Here is a 20,599-nt window from a genome sequence, read left to right as displayed (position 1 = left end):
AGGGGACCGGGGTGCGCCATGAACTCGGGGGCGACGCTAGCATTGACCGCCTTGATGCGACGCACTCGCAGCCTGTCCCTCGCGGTCCTCTGCGCGCTCCCCGTCGCGCTCGGCGGCGCGGCGGCGGCCCACGCAAACGCCTTCGACACCGTCATCACGGGGTACAAGAAGGACGGCACGGTCAACCCGTGCAAGTACTCGTCGGACACGCTGAAGAAGGCGAAGGCCGGCATCACGAACGACGTCCAGGCCTACGCGCCCGACTTCGCGGACCTCGTCGACGCGGCGCTGAAGGCGCGCGCGTCCGGGGCCTGCGACACGAAGCAGAAGAAGTCCTCCGGGACCGCCGTCGCGCCCGCGACGACCGCGCCCACGGGCGGCGGGACGACGACCGGGGGGACCCCCGCGGCCCCGGCGACGACCGCCGGGACGACCGCCGCCGCCCCCGCGACGACGACGGCCGCTCCCACGCCGCAGCCGACGCCGTCGGTGAAGCCGGCGCCCGCGGTCTCCGACGGCGCGATCCTCGCGGCCGCGAGCGGGAGCGCGGACACCGGCGACAGCGGGGTCCCCGCGCCGCTCATCGCGCTCGCGATCGTCCTCGCGCTCGCCGCGCTCGCGTCGACCGCGGTGCTCCTCACGCGCTTCCTCGCGCTCGAGCCCCGCTGGCTCGTGCGCTCCCGCCACGCCACGGCCGAGGCGGGCTGGCGGACCTCCGCCGCGTGGGCGGAGTTCACCGACTGGCTGCGCCTCGGGCGCTGACCCGGGCGCTCGGGTCGACATGCCGGCGGCCGCGCACGCCCCGCGCGCGGGGGTTGTCCTCCTCGTCGTCACGCTCGCGCAGATCCTCGCGACGGCGACCGCGCTCGTCGTCGCCGTCGCCGTCCCTCCCCTCGGCCGGGACTTCCACGCGAGCGCGACCGCGCTGCAGTGGGTCATCGACGTGTACGTGCTCGTCGTCGCGTCGCTGCTCGTCGCGGGCGGGGCGGCGGGGGACCGTCTCGGCCGCAAGGACGCGTTCCTCACGGGCCTCGGCTGCTTCGCGCTCGGGTCGCTCGCGTGCGCGCTCGCGCCGTCGATCGGGCTGCTGCTCGCCGGCCGGGTCCTCCAGGCGCTCGGCCCGGTGCTCGTCCTCCCCGCGTCGCTCGCGATCGTCTCCGACGTGTTCCCGGACCCGCGCGAGCGAGCCCGCGCCATCGGGCTGTGGGGCGCCGGCTCGGGCATCGGCCTCGCCTCCGGGCCGACGTTCGGCGGCGCCATCGTCGACGCGGTCGGCTGGCGCGGCGTCTTCGCCGTGAACCTCCCGATCTGCGCGGTGCTCGCGCTCCTCGGGTGGCGGACGATCCCGCGACGGCGCCTGGCCCCGCCGTCGCACCGCTTCGACGCCGCCGGGGCGGCGCTCCTGACCGCCGGGGTCGCCGCCCTCGCGTTCCTCATCATCGAGGGCCGCCGGCGCGGCTGGACGTCGGCGGTGATCGTCGCGGCGGGCGTCGTCGCGGCCGGCGCGCTCGCGGCGTTCGTCGCCCAGGAACGCCGTCACCCGGCGCCGATGGTCGACCCCACCCTGCTGCGGACCCGCGCGTTCGTCGTCGCGAACGTCAGCGGCGCCGTCGTCTTCTTCACGTTCACCGGCGTCATCGTCTTCATGGCCGCGTTCCTCCAGCAGGTGCGCGGGGAGACGCCGGGCGCCACCGGCCTGTACCTGCTGCCGTTCGGCGCGAGCGTCGCGCTCTGCGCCCCGGTCGCCGGCCGGCTGACGGGGCGCCTCGGGCCGCGGCTGCCGATCCTCAGCGGCCTGACGCTCGCCTGCGCGGCGACCGTCCTCCTGCGCGCGCGCCTCGACGTGTCGCTCGCGGCGGGCGACCTGTGGTGGACCTTCGCGCTGCTCGGCGCCGGGGTCGGCCTCTCGCTGCCGCCGATGACGGTGACCGCGGTGACGGCCGTCGACCTCGCCCGCACCGGGATGGCGTCCGCGGTCCACAACGCGAGCCGCCAGCTCGGGCAGACGCTCGGTGTGGCGGTCATCGGCGCCATCGTCCTCGGCCGCGCGGGCCGCGCGGCGGACGGCGGGCGGCGCCTGCGCGGCGCCGACGCGGTCGCCTGGACCGCCGGCCTGCACGCCGCGCTCGTCGTCTGCGCGGTGCTCCTCGGGCTCGCCCTCGCGGGGGTCGCGGCGCTCGTCCCGCGGGGCAGGCCGGCGCCGCCGGCGGGCTGACCCGGCCCCGGTGTGCGCGTACGGCCCGATCGGTCAGATCGCGACCCGGGCCACTACCCTGGAAAAGGCATTTAAGCCCACTTTGCGGGGTCCGCCGGCGGTGCCGTCCGCCGCATCACGGACACTCCTTCGTTACCGCCAGACCACCAAATTTTCCGCCGCAAATAGCGAATATCCGCGGCGACGAGAGGAGTAGAGGGCCGCTTTGGACGCATCGCAGACCGCAGCCAGCAGCACCATCCGGACGGGCTCAGCCCTGTCCATCGCCCGGAAGTACACCACACCGGGCGTGCACCCGTTCGAGACCGTCGACTGGGAGCTGCGCGACGCGCGTATCGGCCACGGCGACCGCGTCTCGTTCGAGCAGAAGGACGTGGAGTTCCCGAAGACGTGGTCGCAGAACGCGACGAACATCGTCTCCCAGAAGTACTTCCGCGGCCAGCTCGACTCGCCCACGCGCGAGCGCTCGGTGAAGCAGATGATCGGCCGTGTCGCGGGCACGATCGCCGACTGGGGCCGCCAGCGCGGCTACTTCGACTCCGCCGAGGACGGCGACGCGTTCGAGGCCGAGCTGACGTACATCCTCCTGCACCAGATGGCGGCCTTCAACAGCCCGGTGTGGTTCAACGTCGGGTTCGAGGAGAACCCGCAGTGCTCCGCCTGCTTCATCCTGTCCGTCGAGGACACGATGGACTCGATCCTCGACTGGAACACGCGCGAGGGCCGCATCTTCCGCGGTGGCTCGGGCGCCGGCATCAACCTCTCGAACATCCGTGGTTCGATGGAGCCGCTGAGCAAGGGCGGCACCGCCTCGGGCCCCGTGTCCTTCATGCGCGGCGCCGACTCCTGGGCCGGCACGATCAAGTCGGGCGGCAAGACGCGCCGCGCGGCGAAGATGGTCGTCCTCGACATCGACCACCCGGACGTGCGCGAGTTCATCTGGTGCAAGGCCAAGGAGGAGGACAAGGCCGCGGCGCTGCGCGACGCGGGCTTCGACATGTCGATCGACGGTGACGGCTTCACCTCGATCCAGTACCAGAACGCGAACAACTCGGTGCGCGTCACCGACGAGTTCATGCGCGCCGTCGCGAACGACGAGATGTGGCACTTCAAGGCCCGCAAGACCGGCGAGCCCATCGGCGAGCCCGTCGCCGCGCGCCAGCTCCTGCAGGAGATGGCGGAGGCCGGCTGGCGCTGCGCCGACCCGGGCATCCAGTACGACACGATCATCAACCAGTGGCACACGTGCCCGAACTCGGGGCGGATCAACGCGTCCAACCCGTGCTCGGAGTACATGCACGTCGACGACTCGGCCTGCAACCTCGCGTCGCTGAACCTCATGAAGTTCCGCAAGGCCGACGGGTCCTTCGACGTGGACCAGTTCGAGCACTGCGTCGACATCGTCCTGCTCGCCCAGGAGATCGTCGTCGGCCCGTCGAGCTACCCGACGGAGGAGATCGGCGTCAACGCGCGGGCCTTCCGCCAGCTCGGCCTCGGCTACGCGAACCTCGGCGCGTACCTCATGTCGAACGGCATGGCGTACGACTCCGACAACGGCCGCGGCACGGCGGCGGCGATCACCGCGCTGATGACCGGCCGCGCGTACCTGCAGTCGGCGAAGGTCGCCCAGGCGATCGGCCCGTACGAGCGCTACGCCGAGAACCGCGAGCCGCACAACGCGGTCATGCGGATGCACCGCGACGCCGCGTACACGATCAACGACGAGTTCTCGACGGACACGCCGCTGCTCGAGGCGGCCCGCACGGTGTGGGACGAAGCGGTCACCGCGGGTGAGCTCTACGGCTACCGCAACGCGCAGGCGACGGTGCTCGCGCCGACCGGCACGATCTCCTTCCTCATGGACTGCGACACGACCGGCGTGGAGCCGGACTTCTCGCTCGTGAAGTTCAAGGAGCTCGTCGGCGGCGGGCAGATGACGATCGTCAACCGCACGGTGCCGCTCGCGCTGCAGACGCTCGGCTACACGCCCGAGCAGGTCTCGCAGATCGAGGCGCACATCAACGAGCACAACACGATCGTCGGGGCCCCCGGCCTGCTCGACGAGCACCTCCCGGTGTTCGACGTGGCGGTCGGCGCGCGTGCGATCAGCCACATGGGCCACATCAACATGATGGGTGCCGTGCAGCCGTTCATCTCGGGCGCGATCTCGAAGACGGTGAACATGCCGCAGGACGCGACGGTCGAGGACATCGCCGACGCGTACATCAAGGCGTGGGAGGGCGGCGTCAAGGCGCTCGCCATCTACCGCGACGGCTCCAAGACGGCCCAGGCGCTGCGCACCGACGCGGAGATGGGCAAGGACGCGGGCGCCGCGGCGGCCGAGGGCCTGTACACGCAGGAGCAGGTCGACGAGCTCGTCGCCGAGGCCGAGATGAAGGCGAAGCTCAAGGAGGCCGGCGCGCCGGCCACCCGCAAGCGGATGCCGCGTGAGCGTCAGTCGATCACGCACAAGTTCTCGATCGGCGGCCACGAGGGCTACATCACGGCCGGCATGTACGAGGACGGCTCGGTCGGGGAGATCTTCCTCACCGACGTCGGCAAGGAGGGCTCGACCCTCCGCGGCATGATGAACTCGTTCGCGACGGCGGTCTCGATCGCGCTCCAGTACGGGGTGCCGCTCGAGACGCTCGTGAGCAAGTTCGCGTACATGCGCTTCGAGCCGGAAGGGATCACGCAGAACCCGGAGATCCCGTTCGCGAAGTCGATGCCCGACTACATCATGCGCTGGCTTGCCTCGCGCTTCCTCGACGCGGACGATCAGGAGGAGCTCGGCATCCTCACGCCGGCCGTGCGCGCCCGGAAGGTCGCGCAGGACGTGTCGCTGTCGGTGACCTCGTCGGACACGAACGGCCCCGCCGCGGCGCAGCCGGCGCCCGGCCTCTTCACGTCGACCGCCCCGCAGGCCCCGACCGAGGCGCTCACCGAGCTGCCGCCGGTCGTCCCGGCCCGCATGGTCGGCCTCGACCTCGGGCCCGCCTGCGGCCAGTGCGGCGGCATGATGCAGCGGACGGGCTCGTGCTACACGTGCTCGAGCTGCGGCAACAACACGGGCTGCGGCTGACAGCAGCGTCGGCGCAAGCGAGCAGCGCGCACCGGCGAACGGTCCAGTGCGCGCTCTGCAACCAGCGCCGGAGACATAGCTGTACCGAAGGGCTCCGCAACGCTGCGGAGCCCTTTGTGGTTCGTGCCAGGGCCGGACTCGCCCGAACGATCACGGCGCGTGGACCGGGACCCGATGCCCGTCGCGGTTCAGCGTCGGCGCAGCTCGGGCGCGAGCACCTGTTCGCCGTAGCTCGTGTCGGCGGGGTTGAGCACCACGCCGGGCTTGACGATCTCGTCGATGCGGTCCAGCGTCGCGGTGTCGAGGACGACGTCGGCGGCCGGGAGCTGACTCTCCAGCTGCTCCATCGTCCGCGGGCCGATGATCGGCGCGGTGATGCCCGGGTGGTTGGCGGCGAACGCGATGGCCAGCTCGATCATCGTCAGGCCTGCGTCGGTCGCCACCTCGGCGAGCTGCTCGACCGCGGCCAGCTTGGCCTGGTTCTCTGGCAGCGACATGTCGAAGCGGGCGGCCAGCCGCTGGCGCGCCGGCGAGGTCGGCGAGCTGTCGGCCGTCCACGAGCCCGACAGCCAGCCGCCGGCGAGCGGGCTGTAGGACAGCGTCCCCATTCCGTGGCGTTGCACCGTGGGCAGCACATCCAGCTCGATCCCGCGGACGAGCAGCGAGTAGGGCGGCTGCTCGGTGCGGAAGCGCTCGAAGTTGTTGTCGCGCGCGGCCACCTGGGCCTCGACGATCTGGCTGCCCGAGTAGGAGGACGACCCGATGTAGCGGACCTTGCCCTGCCGGACGAGGTCGGTCAGCGCGCCGAGTGTCTCCTCGACGTCGGTGTCCGGGTGCGGGCGGTGCACCTGGTAGAGGTCGATGTGGTCGGTCTGCAGACGCCGAAGTGAGTCCTCGACGGCGCGGACGATCCAACGGCGTGACGTGCCGCCGGCGTTGACGTCCTCCCCCATCGGCATGAAGAACTTGGTGGCCAGGACGACGTCGTCGCGGCGGTCCTTGAGGGCCTTGCCGACGATCTCCTCGGACTCGCCGGCGCTGTAGATGTCGGCGGTGTCGACGAAGTTGATGCCGGCGTCCAGCGCCGCGTGGATGATGCGAATCGATTCGGCGTGATCGGGCTCGCCCCACGCACCGAACATCATCGTGCCGAGGCAGAGGTTGGAGACCTGGACGCCGGTGCGTCCGAGTGGGCGGTACTGCATGTCAGTCCTCCTGGGGGGTGTATTCGTCGTCGGTGACGTGGCGCCCCCAGGTGACGGGGCTGCCGGTGTCGTCGACCTGATGGATCGCCAGGTGCGTCATGAAGCGGCTTGGGGCGGCGCCATGCCAGTGGTTCTCGCCAGGCTCGAAGAAGACGCGGTCGCCGGGGCGGATCTCCTCGATTGGCCCGCCTTCGCGCTGGCACAATCCGGCGCCTTCGGTGACGAAGATCGTCTGGCCGTGCGGGTGGGTGTGCCAGGCGGTGCGGGCACCCGGGGTGAAGTGCACGAGGGCGGCGGCGTGGAGGGAGGTCGCTTCAGGAGCGGCGACGGCGTCGATGTAGACGTCGCCGGTGAACCAGTCGTCGGGACCCTTCTGGGTGTCGATCGTGTTGCGTGTGATCTGCATGCCTCTATGCCTCCGGGATGTCGCGGCCGAACGCCTCAAGCGTGACAGCTTCGGGTTCTGGGCCACCACGCCTGCCAGAGTCCGGTGCGTCGATGGCAGCGAGCTCCTCGGCGGTGAGCTCGAAGTCGAAGACGTCGACGGTCTCGGCGATGCGGTGTGGCTTGGTGGACTCGGGGATGACGTGGCGTCCCTGTTGCAGGCCCCAGCGGAGCATCACCTGCGCGGGCGACTTGCCGTGCGCCTCGGCGATGCCGCCGATGACCGGGTCCTCCAGCGTGCTGGTGTGGCCCTGTCGCGGTAAAAGGTGATGCCGCCGATGGGCGGTAGCCGGCCTTCAAGGCGGCGGTGACGGCGTCGCGCGCCTTTCGGGCGCGGCTACGGCGCCGGCTGCAGCTGCGGGTACTGCGAGGTCCGGCCGGCGACGGTCACCGGGCCCTGGGCGCGGCACGGCACGACGGTCCCGGGGAAGGCGGGCGTCGTGACCGGGTTGCCGAGGTTGCCGCAGTCGAAGGCCTTCAGGCCGCCGGTGCCGAGGGCGTCGATGCCGAGCGGGGCCATGTACGCGTTCGAGCGGGAGTACGGGGCCTTCTGCGTCGCGCCGAGGAGGGCCTCGCTCGCGAAGATCGCCGGCGCCCGCAGGTAGTGGATGTTGCGCCCGTTCGCGTCCGGCGACACCGCCTCGGTCGCGGCGGCCGTCTGGAGCCACGACTGGACGAGCTCCTGGCGGTAGACGGTCGCGAACTGCGTCATCGGGAGGAGCTGCCGCGCGAACGGGCGCAGCTGCCCGATGAGCGGCCCGGTCGCGTCGAGGATGCGCCGCGCGGCGCTCAGGCCGGCGGGCGCGGCGCGCGTCACGCCGTCCAGCGGCGCGGCGATCGCCCGGAGCTGACGGCCGGCGCGGGTCGCCGCGTCGAGCGTCGCCGGCAGGCGCCGGGCGGCCGGGCGCAGGGCGGCGAGGACCGGCGTGAGCGGCCCGGCGATCCGCGAGACGGCGGCCGAGGCGTCCCGCAGGCCGGCGAGGAAGCCGGGCAGCGCGGCGACGGTCCGCCGCAGGCCGCGCTCGGAGGCGGCGGTCGTGGAGAAGAGCGCGCGGGCGTTCGTGATGAGGCGATCGACGTCGGCCTGCTGGGACCCGATCGTGCCGAAGGTCACGCCGGTGTCGTGGACGAGCGTCGCGACGGCGCCCTGCTGGCGGTGGAGCTCACCGAGCAGGTCCTCGCTCGTCTGCACGGCGGCCGGGAGCTGCCCCACGGCGGTCGAGAGGTCGGCCGCGCGATGGCGGAGCCCGGCCTGCCACCCCTGCAGCCAGCCCTGGAGCGCCCTCCGCGTGCGCGGGTCGAAGGTGGAGAGGACCTTGTCGACGGCGACCTCCGGGCGGACCTGCCGCGCCGGGATCAGGCCCCCGTCGGGCAGCGCGGGCGCGGTGGGGCTCCCGGGCGTGAGCTCGAGGTACGCCTCGCCGAGCAGCGACTTGCGGCGGAGGACCGCGCGGACGTCGCGGCGCAACGGGGCGTACCGCGGGTCGATCTGCAGGATGGCGTGGGTCGTCGTCCCGGCGCGGCGCGTGTCGACGACGGAGCCGACGGTCACCCCCGAGATGCGCACGTCGGTCTCCTTCACGACGTTCGAGGCGTCGGGGAGCACGAGCGTCGCCCGGTAGCCCTTGGCGTTCAGCGGGAGCGTCCCGCCGAAGGACGTCCACAGGAAGACGAGCAGCCCGATGCACGACAGGGTGAAGAGGAGCGGGACGATGAGGCGGCCGCGGCCGGCGGGAGCGGTGCCCATCGCTCAGCCCCCCGTCCCCGGTGCGCCGGGGCACAGCCCCGTCTTCGCGACGATCGGCCCGAGCACCTGCGCAAGCGCTGAGACGCCGGTCGTCGCCGTCGAGCAGGACGCGATGACGCTGCCGTGCCAGAAGACGCCGTTGCTGTCCTCGCCGGACACGAGCGAGTTGCCGTTGTGGGCGAACCACGAGAGGTAGAAGAGGTAGGAGCGCTGATCGCCGGCGGGCACGTGCGCGAGCTCGTTCGTCAGGCGCTGGACGACGTCGAAGGTGCTCTTCAGGTCCGGCGTCTGGGCGGCCACGTCCGTGAGGGCCGGGGTGACGTCTCGCAGCACCGGCACGGCGCGAGCCGCGAGCGTCGTGGTGTCGCGGAGCGCCGGGGCCCCCTTGACGAGCAGCGGGTCGGTGCCCTTCAGCGCGGCCGGGAGCGCCTTGGCGGTCGGGACGAGCGCCCGCAGCGCCGGGCCCGCGGCGTCGGCGAACGGCGTGAGGGCGGACACCGCGGCACGGGCGCTGTCGAGCGTCCCCGGGAGCCGCGCGACCGACGTGCGCAGCGCGGCCGACTCGCCGGCGAGGGCGGCGAACGTCCGGTCACCGCCGTCGACGACCTGCGCGACCGACGTGTCCTGCCGGGCGAGCGCGCCGCTGAGCAGCGAGAGGTTGTGGATCGCGCGCGCGAGCTCGCGGCGCCGGGCGGCGACTGCGGCGCTGACGCGGCGGGCGCTGTCGAGGGTCGGGGCGCCGGCGCGCAGCGCCTCGCGCAGCGCGGTGCCCCGGTTCCCCAGCCCGCGTCCGCCGGCCTTGAGCATCGTCTGCATCCAGGTGCGGGTGTCGGTGTCGAGCGAGGCCGTGATCTCGTCGAGGTTCACGTTGGCGGTCGTGTGCGCGGTGCCGAGGACGACGCCGTCGCCGAGGACCGGCGCCGACGGCGACCCCGGGTCGATGTCGACGGTCATGTCGAGCAGCGGCGTGCGCGGCCGGAGGATGAGGCGCGCGTCCGTCCGCACGTCGTGGCGGGGCAGCTCGCCGGGGTCGATGCGCAGGCTCACGAGGGCGACGCCGTTCCGCAGCTCCACTCGGGAGATCTCGCCGACCTTCACGCCGGCGACCGTCGCGGCCTGCCCCTGTCCGGGCGTCAGCGCCTGCCCGGTCGGCATCTGCACCCGCAGCGTGTAGTCGTCGGCGAACGGGCCGCGGACGCGCTGGTGGGCGAGGATGTAGCCCCCGACGATGAGCGCGAGCACGCCGAGGCCGGCGATCGCGAGCATCGGTCGCAGCTGCTCCTTGACGCGGCGGCTCACGGGGTCCCCCTCCGCGACGCGCGGTGCGGGCGGTTCGCGCGGACCGTGGCGGCCCGCACCCGGGCGGGCGTGAGCGGCGCCGTGAGCCGCATCGACACGCGCGCGGACCGGCCCGCCGGGGGCGCGGTGTCGGCCTGCAGCGACGTGAGCGGCTGCGTGAGGCACGGCGCGTCCGGGGCGAACGCGGGCTGGTCGTTGTGGAAGGCGGGGCGCGACCCGAGCGTCTGATCGCTCCCGAGCTGGATGAGGTTGCCGGGGCCGGGGAGCTTGGTCGCGAACCCCTCGGCCCCGAGCCCGAAGCTGTACCGGGTGGAGTAGCCGTCGCCGCCGAAGTTCTGCTGTGAGCTGAGCAGCCCGGTGCCGAGGCTGAAGAGCTCCTGCCAGACGGTGCGCCCCTTCGCGGTGAGCGGCCCGTCGGGCACGGTCGCGTCCAGCACCGGGACGACCCGCGTCGTCACGCACTGCGAGACCGGGCGCACGACGTCGAGCAGCGGCGGGAGCGTCGCCTCGACGCGGCTGATCGCCGGTGCGGCGGCGCGGAGCTGCGTGACGAGCGCGGGCAGGCGAGCGGGCGCGGTGAGCCCGCCGAGGGCGTGGAGGAACGGCACGGCGTGGTCGAGCACGGGCGGCGCCGCGCGCAGCCCGGGCCGCAGTGCGACGGCGATCGTCCGCAGCGCGGGGAGCGTGCGGTCGAGCGCGGCGACGGCGGCCGGCGTACGGTCCAGGAGGCCGCGCAGCGCGGGGACGGTCGCGGCGAGCGGGCCCTGCTGCGAGGCGAGCGCCTCCATCGTCCCGCGGAAGCCGCCGAGCAGCCCCTGGAGCTCCACGCGGTGGGCGTCGAGCGTCGAGTTCAGCCGGGCCTGCTCGCGGATGACGCCGGCGAGGTCCCCGTCCTGGGTCCCGCGCGCCGCCTCGAGCGCCACGGCGCCCTCGCGGAAGGCGGCGGGCGCACGGCGGAGGTTCGCGCGCAGCGCCCGGTCGCCCCCCTCGGCGAGCGCCGTCGACAGGCCGCCGAGCAGGTGCTGCAGCGAGGTGCGGACGTCCGTGCGGTACACGTCGAGCACCTGATCGAACTGGACCGGGATCGCCGTCCGGCCGAGCGGGACCGTGCCGCCGTCCGGGATCGCCGGGGCGCTCGGCGTCCCGGGCCGCAGCTCGAGGAAGTAGTTGCCCTCGAGGAACAGGCGCGGCCGGGCCTTGATCGTCGCGTCCGCGTGGATCGGCAGGCCGCGCTTGTCGATCTCCATCGTCACGCGGACGGTCGTCCCGGGCCCGCGGCCGACGTCGGTGACCTTGCCGACCGCGACGCCCGCGATGCGCACGGGCGCGTTCGGCCGCACGCCGTTGCTCAGCGCCGAGCTGAAGATCGCGTGGAGCTTGTAGGGGTTCGCGAACGGGTTGGCCTTCGTGAACGCGAAGAAGACGGCGATGAGCGTGACGCCGATGACGAGCAGGCCGGCGCCGAGGTTCGAGATGCGGTCGCGGCGTCGCCTCATCGCCGCTCCCTCGCGACCATCTCGGGGATCGTGCCGGGCGCCGTCTGGTCGGTCGCGTCGGGCTGGCGGCCCGGCGCGTCGCCGATGTGCTGACCGGGCAGGTAGGGCGTGTTGCCGGACTCGCACTCGCCGTGCTGGCCGACGTCCGGCGTCGTGATCTGGTGCAGGTCCGGTGACGGCGTCGAGCGCGGCAGCAGCTGCGTCGGGTCGCTCGGGTTGAGGAAGCGGAACCACGTCCCCTGCACCGTCCCCTCGCTGGCGAGCGACGCGACGTTGCGGGCCCAGAGCGCGAGCGCGTTGCACTTCGTCTGGAACGGGTTGACGAACGTCAGCAGCGGGGTGAGCACGCCGACCGAGTCGGTCAGGCGCTGCAGCGCACCGGTCGTGTCGCGGGAGCGCGAGAGGGTGCGCAGCCGGGCGACGACGGCGTCGAGCGACGGCAGCACCGCGCGCGCCCGGCCGACGGCGGGGCCGCTCGCGCGCAGCGCGCCGGCGAGCGTCGGGCCGGCGACGCGCAGCTGCCGGACGCCGGGCGTCGCGTCACGGATGAGGGCGGTGGCGGTGGCCGTCAGCGGCGCGAGGACCCGGAAGGCCCGCGCGCCCGCGCGCTCGGTCGGGGCGGCGAGCTCGATCGACCGGCCGAGGGCGCCACGCTCGGCCGCGAGCGCGGCGAAGGTCGTCGCGCCGCGGTCGAGCACCGCGCGCAGGTCCTCGGCGCGTGGCGCCACGACGGTGGCCGCGGCGTCGAGCCCGCGGACGAAGCCGTCGAGGTCGGTCCGGCGCGCGGCGAGCGTGCGCATGACCGACCGCAGGTCCGCGACGGTGGCGGGGAGGACCTCGAGGCTGCGGTTCAGCGCCTCTCCGCGCCCGGCGAGCCCGACGCCGAGCCCGCTGATCGTCCCGCGCAGCGCAGCACGCGTCTTCGGATCGAACGTGTTCACGACGTCCGCGAGATCGACGGCCGCGCGGGCGTTCGCGAGCGGGAGCGTCCCGCCTTCAGGGAGCGTCGCGCGGCTGTGCCCGGGCTGCAGCTCCAGGTACTTCAGGCCGACGTTGGAGCGCTGGCGCACGAGGATCCGGGTGTCCCGCGGGAGCGGCTTCAGCGACGACTCGACCTGCATCGAGACGACGGCGACCGGCCGGCCCCCCTCGTCCTGCGCGGTCACGTCGGTGACCTGGCCGACGCGGGTGCCCGAGACGCGCACGTCGTTGCCGGGGAGCAGCTCCTGCGCGTCCGGGAGCGTCGCCTTGAACGAGTAGGTCGGGACGAACGGCAGGCCGTTGTTCGCGTTGTAGGCGAGGAACACGGCCACGACGACGACGAGGATCGCGACGGCCCCGACGAGGACGGGCGAGGCGTAGACGGATCGGCCCGGGCGGCGGTTCATCCGAGGAGGTAGTCGAGGAGGTCCTGGGCGTTCTGCGCGGGCGGGCCGGGCGTGGCGCCGGCGCCGCGTCCGGTCCCGCCCCCGCCCCCGCCCCCGCCCCCGCCGAGGGCGTGGAGCAGGCCCTGCAGCGCCTGCGGCACCTGCCCGACCGCCGGGGGCAGCTTCGGGACGCCCGGCAGGGCCGGGACGGCCGGGAGCGACGGGACCCCTGGAGCCGACGGCGTCGCGGGGGCCTTCGGGGCGGTCGCGGGGCCCCTCGCCGCGGGCTTCCGCGCGGCCGGCGCGCGGCGTGCCGCCCGTCGCCGGGCCGCGGCGAGGATCGCGCCGCGCGAGGCCTCGAAGTGCGCATCGCAGCCGGGCGTCGGCGTCCGCGCGTAGAGGATGCAGGCCGACGGCAGCAGATACGCGGGGAGGTAGTGCGAGTTCTTGTCGAAGCGCGCGACCGCCGCGGCGGCGTAGTACGTGAAGCCCTGGAGGGCCTCGAGCGTGCCGCGCGCGCGGAAGCTCGTGAAGAGCTCGGCGAGCAGGCGGGCGGTCGGCCCGGCGGCCGCGGTGAAGCGCCGCAGCCGCCGGACCTGCGGCGCGATGTCGGGAAGGGCGGCCGTCGTCCGCCGGGAGGTGACCCCGAGCCGCGTGAGCGTCGGCGTCGCCCGGGCCGCGAACGGCGCGAGCTGCGTGACGAGGTCGCGCAGGCCCGGCGCCGAGCGGCGCAGGTCGGCCGCGAACGGCGTCGCCACGCCCGCGAAGCGCGTGAGGCGGTCGAGCGACGGCCGGGCCTGTCCGAGCAGCGCGGGCAGGTCGCGGACGGCGGCGGCGAGCTGCCGCTGCCGGTCGCCGCTCGTCTGCGCGACGACGCCGGCCGCGCGGACGAACGCGGCGGCCCGGTCGCGTCCGGCCGCGAGGCTCCGCAGCACGGTGTCGCTCGCCGTGACGAGGTGCTGCAGGCGCGCGCGGTCGGCGTCGAGGATCGCGAGCGTGTCGTGCGTGGCGCCGAGCGCGGGCGCCGCCCGCCGGATCGCCGCGTTCAGGTCGTCGCCGCGCGCGGTGAGGCCGACGCCGAGCCCGTCGAGCAGCAACGTGAGGCGCTGGCGGACGGGCAGGTTGAACGTGTTGAGGACCTGGTCGATGTCGACCGGCGAGTGGGTGCCCTGCAGGCCGAGGGTCGGCGTCCCGTGGACGTCCGGCACGACGGGCGCGTCGCTCGACCCCGGGGTGCAGTTGACGAACCGCTCGCTGATGAGCGACTGCGGCGCGATCGTGCAGTCCGCGTCGGTGTGGAACGGGCCGAAGCGCCGGTCGATCGTCAGCTCGAGCCGGGCCTTGTGGTCGGGCGTCACCGACAGATCGGTGACCCGGCCGACCTTGGCGCCGGCGATCCGCACGTCGACGTCGGGGGTGACGAACGAGGCGTTGTCGAAGATCGCGTCGACGCGGTAGTCGCCGCCGGACGCGCCCGACCCGCCGCAGCCGGCGACCGCGCCGCCCGCCAGCACGAGCACGCCGGCGGCCGCGGCGAGCGCGCGCCGGGTGGCGGCCCGGGGCCGGCCGGCGGTCACGGCCGGTCCCCCGCGTTGCAGGCGTAGCCGGGGTCGAAGACGTTCGAGCCGTCGGCGGCGACGGTGCCCGCGCCGCCCGGGCAGCGCGCGACGTTGTGGTAGCGCACGCCGTTCTGGACCCCGGGCGGGACGAGGTTGCCGAAGAGCCCGACGAGCGGAGCCGACGAGGAGACGAAGCCGATCCGCGCGTACTCGCCGTTGGCATCGTAGGAGCCGCCCGACGTGCCGCCGAAGCCGTTCGTCGCCCCGAGCAGGATGTCGGGGAACGCGGCGCGCGAGGCGCTGACGATCGGCGCCGTCGCCCTGAGCGCGTCGGTGGCCGCGCCGAACGCGGGGACGGCGGACGCGCGCAGGGCCGGGAGCCCGGCGAGGGCACGGCGCAGCGGCGGCAGCAGGTCGCGCACCGCGGGCAGGACGGCGGCCGTCCCCTCGAGGGCGGGCGCCGCGGCGGTGAGCGCACGGCTCAGGCGCGGCGCGACCGGGGCGGCGAGCTCGACGGTCGGGCGCAGCTCGTCCAGCGTGCCGGCGAGGGCGTGCAGCGTCCGGCCGGCCCCGGTGAGCGACGACGGCGCCTTCGCGAGCACGGCGCTCAGCGCCCGGCGCTGCGAGGCGAGCGCGCCGGCGGTCGTCGCGGCGGACGCGAGCCCGCGCGCGAGGTCGTCGCGGCGGGCGGCGACGGCCGACACGACGCCGGAGGAGGCGACGATGAAGCGCTGCAGCGCCGCGCGGTCGGCGGTCACCTCCCCGAGCGTCCCCTGCAGCTGGGTGAGCGCCGGCGAGAGGTAGCGCAGCGAGGCGTTCATCCCGGCGGCCCCGCCGCGCGACAGCGCGGCTTCGCTGCCCTGGATCGTCTCCTGCAGGCGCTCGCGCGTGTCCGCATCGAGGGTGGACAGCACGGCGTCCAGGTCGGTCGAGGCGGTCGACGCCGAAACCGGCAGGGTGGTGCCGGAGGTGAGCTCGGGCGCGTTGTTCGGCCCCGGCTCGAGCGCGACGTAGCGGTTCGCGACGCCCGAGACCGACGCCGCCCGGACGATCGCGCGCGTGCCGGCGTGCAGCGGGGTCAACGCCTTGTCGGTGACCTTGACGACGACGTCCGCGGTGTTGTCGTCGGCGAGCGTGATCCGCTCGACGGTCCCGACGGAGAGGCCGCCGACCTCGACGAGGTTGCCCTTGACGAGCTGGCTCGCGTTCTCCATCCGCAGGTGCAGCCGGTAGCCGCCGGAGCCACCCAGGAGCACCACCGCCGCCACGGCGATCACGACGACGGCGAGCGCGGCGATCGCGACCGTCCGGCCCGCGAACCCGCCCTCGACCCCACGGCTCCGCGCTATCTCCCTCGGCGAGCGCACCCTGGTTGGCGAACGTACAGAGTGCGTGTTCGGAAACGCAAACGGGTTCGGGGCTAGGGTGGCCGCCATGAACGAGCATCACCGCCGCGCCGAGGCGCTCGCGCACGCCTACCTCGAGGCGGCCGGCGCGGGGGTCCCGCTCGACGAGGCGGCCGAGGCCGTCGCCGCCTTCGCGGCGGCGCGCGGCGCGAAGGTCCGGATCGTCCATGGCGCGGACGGCGAGCATCCCGACCACCCCGCCCACACGTGGGTGCGGGTGTTCAACGTCGAGGGCATCCACGGCTACGACGTCGACGTCACGCCGGCGCGCTTCGGGGACCCGGACCTGCCTGCCGCCCTCGTCTGGCGGATGGACGGCCGTCACCCCGTGACCGGCGTGTACCGCACGCTGACGGTGACGACGCCCGCTCCCGGGCCGACGCGCCGGCGCTGAGGCCGCGCTCAGGCGCCGAGCACGGCCGGCCGGATCGCGGCGAGCTCGTCGGCCGACAGGGCGAGCAGGGCGTCGACCGCCTCGGGCGAGAACTGGGCGCCGCGCTGGGCGACGCACTCCGCCCGCGCCTCTTCGATGGTGAGGGTCCGCTGGTAGCTCCGCGCCGTGGTCATGACGTCCCATGCGTCCGCGAGCGCGAGCAGCTGGGCGCCGTCGGGGACGTCGTGGCCCGCGAGGCCGTCGGGATACCCGGCGCCGTCCCAGCGCTCGTGGTGATGGCGGACCCACCGCGTCGGCTCCTCGTCGAGGACCTCGGCGGCGATCTGGGCGCCGATCTCGGGGTGGCGCTTGATCTCCTCGTACTCGTCGGCGGTCAGCGAGGACGGCTTCAGGAGGATCGAGTCGGGGATGCCGATCTTGCCGACGTCGTGCAGCAGGGCCGCCGCGTGGAGCTGGCGGGCGCGCTTGCTCGTCCAGCCGCAGCGCCGGGCGAGCTCCTCGCTCAGCGCGGCGACGCGCTCGGAGTGGCTGCGCGTGCCGATGTCCTTCGCGTCGATGGCGCGGGCGAGCGCCCGGATCGAGTTCATCGACTGGTGGCGCTCGCGACGGTGCGGCTGCTCGGCGAGCGCGGCCTGCGTCTCGGCGGTGTAGCGGAAGGTCTGGTTGCGGCCGGCGTCCTTGGCCCAGTAGAGGGCCCGGTCCGCGCACTGCACGAGCAGCTCGCCGTCGCCGCTGTCCTCGAGCGAGGAGACGCCGGCCGACACGGTGACCGTCCCGATCGGGCCGAAGTCGAGCGCGGCGACGGCGCGGCGGGCGCGCTCGGCCGCGGCGAACGCCCCGAGCGCGTCGGTCTCCGGCAGCAGCCAGGCGAACTCCTCGCCGCCGACGCGGGCCACGACCTCGCCACCGCGGGCCTCCGCGGCCAGGGTCCGCGCGACCTCGGCGAGCACCTTGTCCCCCGCGTGATGGCCGTGCGTGTCGTTGACGAGCTTGAAGCGGTCGAGGTCGAAGAGGACGACCGCGAGCGGACGCCGGTGCCGGGTCGCCCGCTCGATCTCGTCCCGCAGCCGGGAGTGAAAGGTGCGGTAGACCCCGGTGATGGCGTCGGTCGCGGCCTGGCGCGCGAGCGTCTCCCAGGCCTGGGCGTTGCTGATCGCCGTCGCCACGAGGTCGGCGAACCGCTCGACGCGCGCCTCGTCCTCCGCGGGCAGCGGCTCGGCCGCGCTCGTGGCCGCGGCGACCGCGCCCCAGAGCCGCCCGCCGACGCGGATCGGCGCGGCGACCGCGCTGCGCAGGCCGGCGCGGGCCTGCTCGACCGCGAAGGACCCGCCCCGCGGGTAGGCGTCGAGCCGGGCGGGCCGCCCGGACTGCGCGACGAGCCCGACGGCGGTCCCGTCGTCGAGGTCGATCGGGGCCCCGGGCTGCGATGGCCCGGCGGGGGTCCAGCGGCCGAGGACCGTCCCCGACCCTTCGGACTCGAAACGCACGACGCTGCCGTGCCCGACGCCGAGCACGCCCGCGACCTCCTTGGCGACGAGCTCGAAGATCGCCGACGGGTCCGCGTCCTGGGCGACGGCGGTCGCGACCCGCCGCAGGGCCGCCTGCTCGGCCTCGTCCCTCGCGCGCTCGGTGACGTCTCGGATCGACGCGGTCACGAGCAGCCCCTCCTCGGTCTGCAGCGGCGCGAGCGAGATCTCCACGGGGCATTCGCTGCCGTCCTTGCGGCGGGCGCGCAGCGCGCGCCCCGCGCCCATCGACCGCGCGGTGGGGGCGCTGCCGAAGGCGGCGCGGTGCTGCGCATGCGCCCCCCGGCGGGCGGCGGGGATGAGGAGGTCGACCGAGCTGCCCACGAGCTCCTCGCGCGAGAAGCCGAACAGCCGCTCGGCCTGGGCGTTGACGGTGCGGATGACGCCGTCCTCCCCGGCGACGACCATCGCGTCCGGCGCCGACTCGAGCAGCTGCCGCAGACGGCGCTCGGCGTCCGCCAGCGCCCGCTCGGCGACCGTACGGGCCGTGATGTCGAGGGCGATCCCGCCGATCCCGATCAGCGCGCCGTCCTCGTCCCGCACCGGGTAGTGCGTGACGACCTCGTGATGCACGGTGCCGTCGGCGTGGCGGACGTCCATCTCACGCGACGCCGCGCCGTAGCGGACCGTGGCGACGTCGAGACGCTGCAGCTCGGCGAGCGGCCCGTAGCTCGTCAGCGAGTCGACGCGGCGCCCGACGAGCGCGGCGGCGGGCAGGCCGATGGCCTCGGCGCACGCGCGGTTGACGCTCTGCAGCTGCCCGTCCGTGTCGCAGAGGAAGACGGCGCCGGGAAGCTGATCGAGCGTCGCCTCGAGCCGCGCCTGCAGGACCGTCCCCTCGCGCTCGCGCTTGCGGACGGTGCGGGCGGTCACGAAGACGATCGTGAGGACGACGGCGATCATCGACGTCGCGAAGAGCGCGAGGCCGAAGCGCTCGTCGTACCAGCCCGCCTCCTCCCCGAGGAGCCGGGCGCCCCCGAGCAGCACCGGCGCGACGAACGCCGTGGGCACGAGGCGACGGAGCATCGTCGCCGCGGCGCCGTCCCCGCGCAGCCACGCGACCGGCGGGCGGTCCGGCCGCAGGCCGACGAGGCCGACGAACAGGCCGAGGAAGCAGACGAAGGTGGGGAGCGAGATGCTGCCGACGCTCGCGCCGGCCGTGACGGAGACCGAGCCGAACAGCCAGCCCACGCCCGCGAACGCGACGATCGTCCCGAGCAGACCGGTGAGGGCGACATGGAGCCCGCGCAGGAGCCGGTGCTGGGCGTCGACCGTCAGCAGCGCCCCGCAGAGGAGGACGAGCCCGATCGCGGCGTGCGGCGAGGGCTGCGTGGCGACGGCGTCCCCCGCGACCCGCGACGCCACGAGCCGGTCCACGGTGAGCGCGTGCCCGGTCGCCCATTCGGCGAGGATGACGACGCCGCGGATCCCGACGAGCACGGCGAGGACCGCCGTGAGCGGGCGACGCGACGCGCGTGGCGGGTCACCGGCCAGCAGCGTGATGGCGAGCGCGGCGATGACGACGGCCGCGGCGGTGCCGAACTTCATCGTCGGGCCCTGGCCCCAGGAGGTGAGCCAGCGGGCCCCGAGGACCCAGCCGGCGGCGACGGAGGCCGCGACGGCCGCGGCCGCCGGAGGACCACCACGCGCGAGCCGCGCGCTCATCGAGGGGTCCACGGAACACACCGCACGTCGACCTCATCGGCCCGCGTGCGTGACGCCTCGCCCGTAGTTGTCCGCAGGCCTCCGGCCGCGGTCCGCGCCGCCCCCGGGGCGCGGCGTCAGTGCCGCGCCTCGAGGCCGACGGCCGAGCGCAGCCGGTCGGCCTGGGCCGCGAGCTCCGCCCGGTCGGCGTCGTCCGGCGCCGCCCGCTCGTCGAGCAGGGCGACGAGCGCCTCGCTCATGACGTTGAGCTTCTCCTGCGCCGCCTCGTCGGAGCGGCGCCCGGCGTTCTCGAGGAGGACGAGCAGCAGCAGCGACGTGATCGACGCGGCGCTGTGGATGACGGCGTGCCACTCGGCGATCTCGTGGAAGAGCGGGTAGGACGCGGCCCAGACGACCACGACGCCGACCGCGACCGCGAACGTCCCCGGGCGCGAGACGACCCCGTGGGCCACCTCGACGAAGCGGTCGAAGAGGGTGCGCGTGTCGCGCCGGCGGGACTCGGCGGCGGGGCGGTCGTCGGTGCTCATCGGGGCAGTGTGCCGGACGGGCCGGACCCGCGGGTCAGCCGGGCAGGAGCGGTGAGCGCACGGTCGCGGCCAGCCCGCGCGGCGTCGCGAGCCGCTGGAGCATGAGCGCCGTGTCCGCGATCGGCACCCCGGTGAGGTGCTCCTCGCGCGCGGCGAAGTCGGCGACGATCGCGGCGACCGCCGTCGCGTACGCCGCGCCGTCCCCCGCCGCCAGGGCGATGATCGCGTCCGCCGCGCGGACGAACGCCGGCGACCCCTCGCGCATGAGGTGCGCGGCCGCCGCGGCGCCCGCGTCGTCGCCGTCGACGAGCAGCGCGATCGCCCGCGCGTAGGCCGCCGGCGGGGACGTCGCGTCGGCGGGGATCTCGGCGAGCGCGTAGCGGGCGGCGTCCTCCGCGTCGCCCGCGAGCACCGCGGCCTTGAGCATCCCGATGAGGCGCCCGTAGCTCGCGGGCGGCGCGAGCTCCCACGACTCGCGGTAGCGGGTGGTCGCCTCGCGGAGCGCCTCCGTCGCGCCGGAGCCAGCGCTGCCGCCGGCGGCCTCCCCGGCGAGCAGCGCCCGGTGCGCCCGGGCCTCGGCGGCGATCGCCTCCAGCAGCCGGTCGAGGTGCGGTCCCTCGGGCATCGCCATTGGCCGAGGATAGGCGGAGGGTCGGGGTCACGGCCG

15 protein-coding genes and 1 pseudogene are annotated in these 20,599 nt (G+C 74.7%); 4 read left to right on the top strand and 12 right to left on the bottom strand.

Annotated features, from left to right (window positions below):
- Window positions 1-54: 54 nt before the first annotated feature.
- The 3 genes from NBH00_RS02705 (at window position 55) to NBH00_RS02695 (ending at window position 5,297) form a co-directional block, all read left to right on the top strand.
- Window positions 55-762 (top strand): hypothetical protein, encoded by a 708-nt coding sequence (locus NBH00_RS02705; RefSeq protein ID WP_254571820.1) that lies wholly within the window; start codon window positions 55-57, stop codon window positions 760-762.
- 19 nt (window positions 763-781) lie between these two features.
- On the top strand, window positions 782-2,215 hold the full coding sequence (locus NBH00_RS02700) for an MFS transporter (RefSeq protein ID WP_254571819.1): 1,434 nt from the start codon (window positions 782-784) through the stop codon (window positions 2,213-2,215).
- A 205-nt stretch (window positions 2,216-2,420) separates the two neighbouring features.
- Window positions 2,421-5,297 carry a vitamin B12-dependent ribonucleotide reductase gene (locus NBH00_RS02695; RefSeq protein WP_254571818.1) on the top strand — a complete coding sequence of 959 codons (2,877 nt, stop codon included), beginning with the start codon at window positions 2,421-2,423 and terminating at the stop codon, window positions 5,295-5,297.
- 188 nt (window positions 5,298-5,485) lie between these two features.
- Here NBH00_RS02695 and NBH00_RS02690 read toward each other — a convergent pair whose 3' ends face one another.
- The 9 genes and pseudogenes from NBH00_RS02690 to NBH00_RS02650 form a co-directional block, all read right to left on the bottom strand.
- Window positions 5,486-6,502 (bottom strand): aldo/keto reductase, encoded by a 1,017-nt coding sequence (locus tag NBH00_RS02690; RefSeq protein ID WP_254571817.1) that lies wholly within the window; start codon window positions 6,500-6,502, stop codon window positions 5,486-5,488.
- A gap of 1 nt (window position 6,503) precedes the next feature.
- Window positions 6,504-6,908, bottom strand: a complete 405-nt coding sequence (locus NBH00_RS02685) for a (R)-mandelonitrile lyase (protein ID WP_254571816.1) — start codon at window positions 6,906-6,908, stop codon at window positions 6,504-6,506.
- Window positions 6,909-6,912: 4 nt separating this feature from the next.
- Window positions 6,913-7,232: pseudogene (locus NBH00_RS02680) on the bottom strand (aldo/keto reductase); the annotation flags it as partial.
- Window positions 7,233-7,283: 51 nt separating this feature from the next.
- The gene (locus NBH00_RS02675; RefSeq protein WP_254571814.1) at window positions 7,284-8,693 is read right to left on the bottom strand and encodes an MlaD family protein; all 1,410 of its coding nucleotides are present in this window, start codon (window positions 8,691-8,693) and stop codon (window positions 7,284-7,286) included.
- Window positions 8,694-8,696: 3 nt separating this feature from the next.
- Window positions 8,697-9,992, bottom strand: coding sequence for an MlaD family protein (locus tag NBH00_RS02670; RefSeq protein WP_254571813.1), 1,296 nt, complete (start codon window positions 9,990-9,992; stop codon window positions 8,697-8,699).
- Complete coding sequence (locus NBH00_RS02665) at window positions 9,989-11,488, bottom strand: MlaD family protein (RefSeq protein ID WP_254571812.1); 1,500 nt, start codon at window positions 11,486-11,488, stop codon at window positions 9,989-9,991. The genes NBH00_RS02670 and NBH00_RS02665 overlap by 4 nt, the downstream gene beginning before the upstream one ends.
- Window positions 11,485-12,876 carry an MlaD family protein gene (locus tag NBH00_RS02660; RefSeq protein WP_254571811.1) on the bottom strand — a complete coding sequence of 464 codons (1,392 nt, stop codon included), beginning with the start codon at window positions 12,874-12,876 and terminating at the stop codon, window positions 11,485-11,487. The genes NBH00_RS02665 and NBH00_RS02660 overlap by 4 nt, the downstream gene beginning before the upstream one ends.
- On the bottom strand, window positions 12,873-14,432 hold the full coding sequence (locus NBH00_RS02655; RefSeq protein ID WP_254571810.1) for an MlaD family protein: 1,560 nt from the start codon (window positions 14,430-14,432) through the stop codon (window positions 12,873-12,875). Before NBH00_RS02655 ends, NBH00_RS02660 begins: the two co-directional genes overlap by 4 nt.
- Window positions 14,429-15,781, bottom strand: coding sequence for an MlaD family protein (locus NBH00_RS02650; RefSeq protein ID WP_254571809.1), 1,353 nt, complete (start codon window positions 15,779-15,781; stop codon window positions 14,429-14,431). Before NBH00_RS02650 ends, NBH00_RS02655 begins: the two co-directional genes overlap by 4 nt.
- Before the next feature lie 67 nt (window positions 15,782-15,848).
- Between NBH00_RS02650 and NBH00_RS02645 the strand changes: the two genes are divergently transcribed.
- A complete protein-coding gene (locus NBH00_RS02645) occupies window positions 15,849-16,214 on the top strand; it encodes a hypothetical protein (protein WP_254571808.1) in 366 nt (121 codons plus the stop codon).
- Window positions 16,215-16,222: 8 nt separating this feature from the next.
- Here NBH00_RS02645 and NBH00_RS02640 read toward each other — a convergent pair whose 3' ends face one another.
- The 3 genes from NBH00_RS02640 to NBH00_RS02630 form a co-directional block, all read right to left on the bottom strand.
- Window positions 16,223-19,405 (bottom strand): diguanylate cyclase, encoded by a 3,183-nt coding sequence (locus NBH00_RS02640; protein WP_254571807.1) that lies wholly within the window; start codon window positions 19,403-19,405, stop codon window positions 16,223-16,225.
- A gap of 116 nt (window positions 19,406-19,521) precedes the next feature.
- Window positions 19,522-19,932 (bottom strand): low affinity iron permease family protein, encoded by a 411-nt coding sequence (locus tag NBH00_RS02635; RefSeq protein ID WP_254571806.1) that lies wholly within the window; start codon window positions 19,930-19,932, stop codon window positions 19,522-19,524.
- Window positions 19,933-19,966: 34 nt separating this feature from the next.
- Window positions 19,967-20,563 carry a hypothetical protein gene (locus tag NBH00_RS02630; protein ID WP_254571805.1) on the bottom strand — a complete coding sequence of 199 codons (597 nt, stop codon included), beginning with the start codon at window positions 20,561-20,563 and terminating at the stop codon, window positions 19,967-19,969.
- Window positions 20,564-20,599: the final 36 nt, after the last annotated feature.

This window comes from Paraconexibacter antarcticus, assembly GCF_024220175.1.
Lineage (GTDB): Bacteria > Actinomycetota > Thermoleophilia > Solirubrobacterales > Solirubrobacteraceae > Paraconexibacter > Paraconexibacter antarcticus.
The sequence above is the reverse complement of the archived record's forward strand: the minus strand, read 5'-3'. Positions and strand labels throughout refer to the sequence as shown.

What these genes read in the sequence shown, in the direction of transcription:
- NBH00_RS02690 (WP_254571817.1), bottom strand. Translation starts at nt 6,502, where the DNA reads ATGCAGTACCGCCCACTCGGACGCACCGGCGTCCAGGTCTCCAACCTC.
- NBH00_RS02645 (WP_254571808.1), top strand. Translation starts at nt 15,849, where the DNA reads ATGAACGAGCATCACCGCCGCGCCGAGGCGCTCGCGCACGCCTACCTC.
- NBH00_RS02660 (WP_254571811.1), bottom strand. Translation starts at nt 12,876, where the DNA reads ATGAACCGCCGCCCGGGCCGATCCGTCTACGCCTCGCCCGTCCTCGTC.
- NBH00_RS02630 (WP_254571805.1), bottom strand. Translation starts at nt 20,563, where the DNA reads ATGGCGATGCCCGAGGGACCGCACCTCGACCGGCTGCTGGAGGCGATC.
- NBH00_RS02675 (WP_254571814.1), bottom strand. Translation starts at nt 8,693, where the DNA reads ATGGGCACCGCTCCCGCCGGCCGCGGCCGCCTCATCGTCCCGCTCCTC.
- NBH00_RS02705 (WP_254571820.1), top strand. Translation starts at nt 55, where the DNA reads ATGCGACGCACTCGCAGCCTGTCCCTCGCGGTCCTCTGCGCGCTCCCC.
- NBH00_RS02665 (WP_254571812.1), bottom strand. Translation starts at nt 11,488, where the DNA reads ATGAGGCGACGCCGCGACCGCATCTCGAACCTCGGCGCCGGCCTGCTC.
- NBH00_RS02635 (WP_254571806.1), bottom strand. Translation starts at nt 19,932, where the DNA reads ATGAGCACCGACGACCGCCCCGCCGCCGAGTCCCGCCGGCGCGACACG.
- NBH00_RS02640 (WP_254571807.1), bottom strand. Translation starts at nt 19,405, where the DNA reads ATGAGCGCGCGGCTCGCGCGTGGTGGTCCTCCGGCGGCCGCGGCCGTC.
- NBH00_RS02700 (WP_254571819.1), top strand. Translation starts at nt 782, where the DNA reads ATGCCGGCGGCCGCGCACGCCCCGCGCGCGGGGGTTGTCCTCCTCGTC.
- NBH00_RS02685 (WP_254571816.1), bottom strand. Translation starts at nt 6,908, where the DNA reads ATGCAGATCACACGCAACACGATCGACACCCAGAAGGGTCCCGACGAC.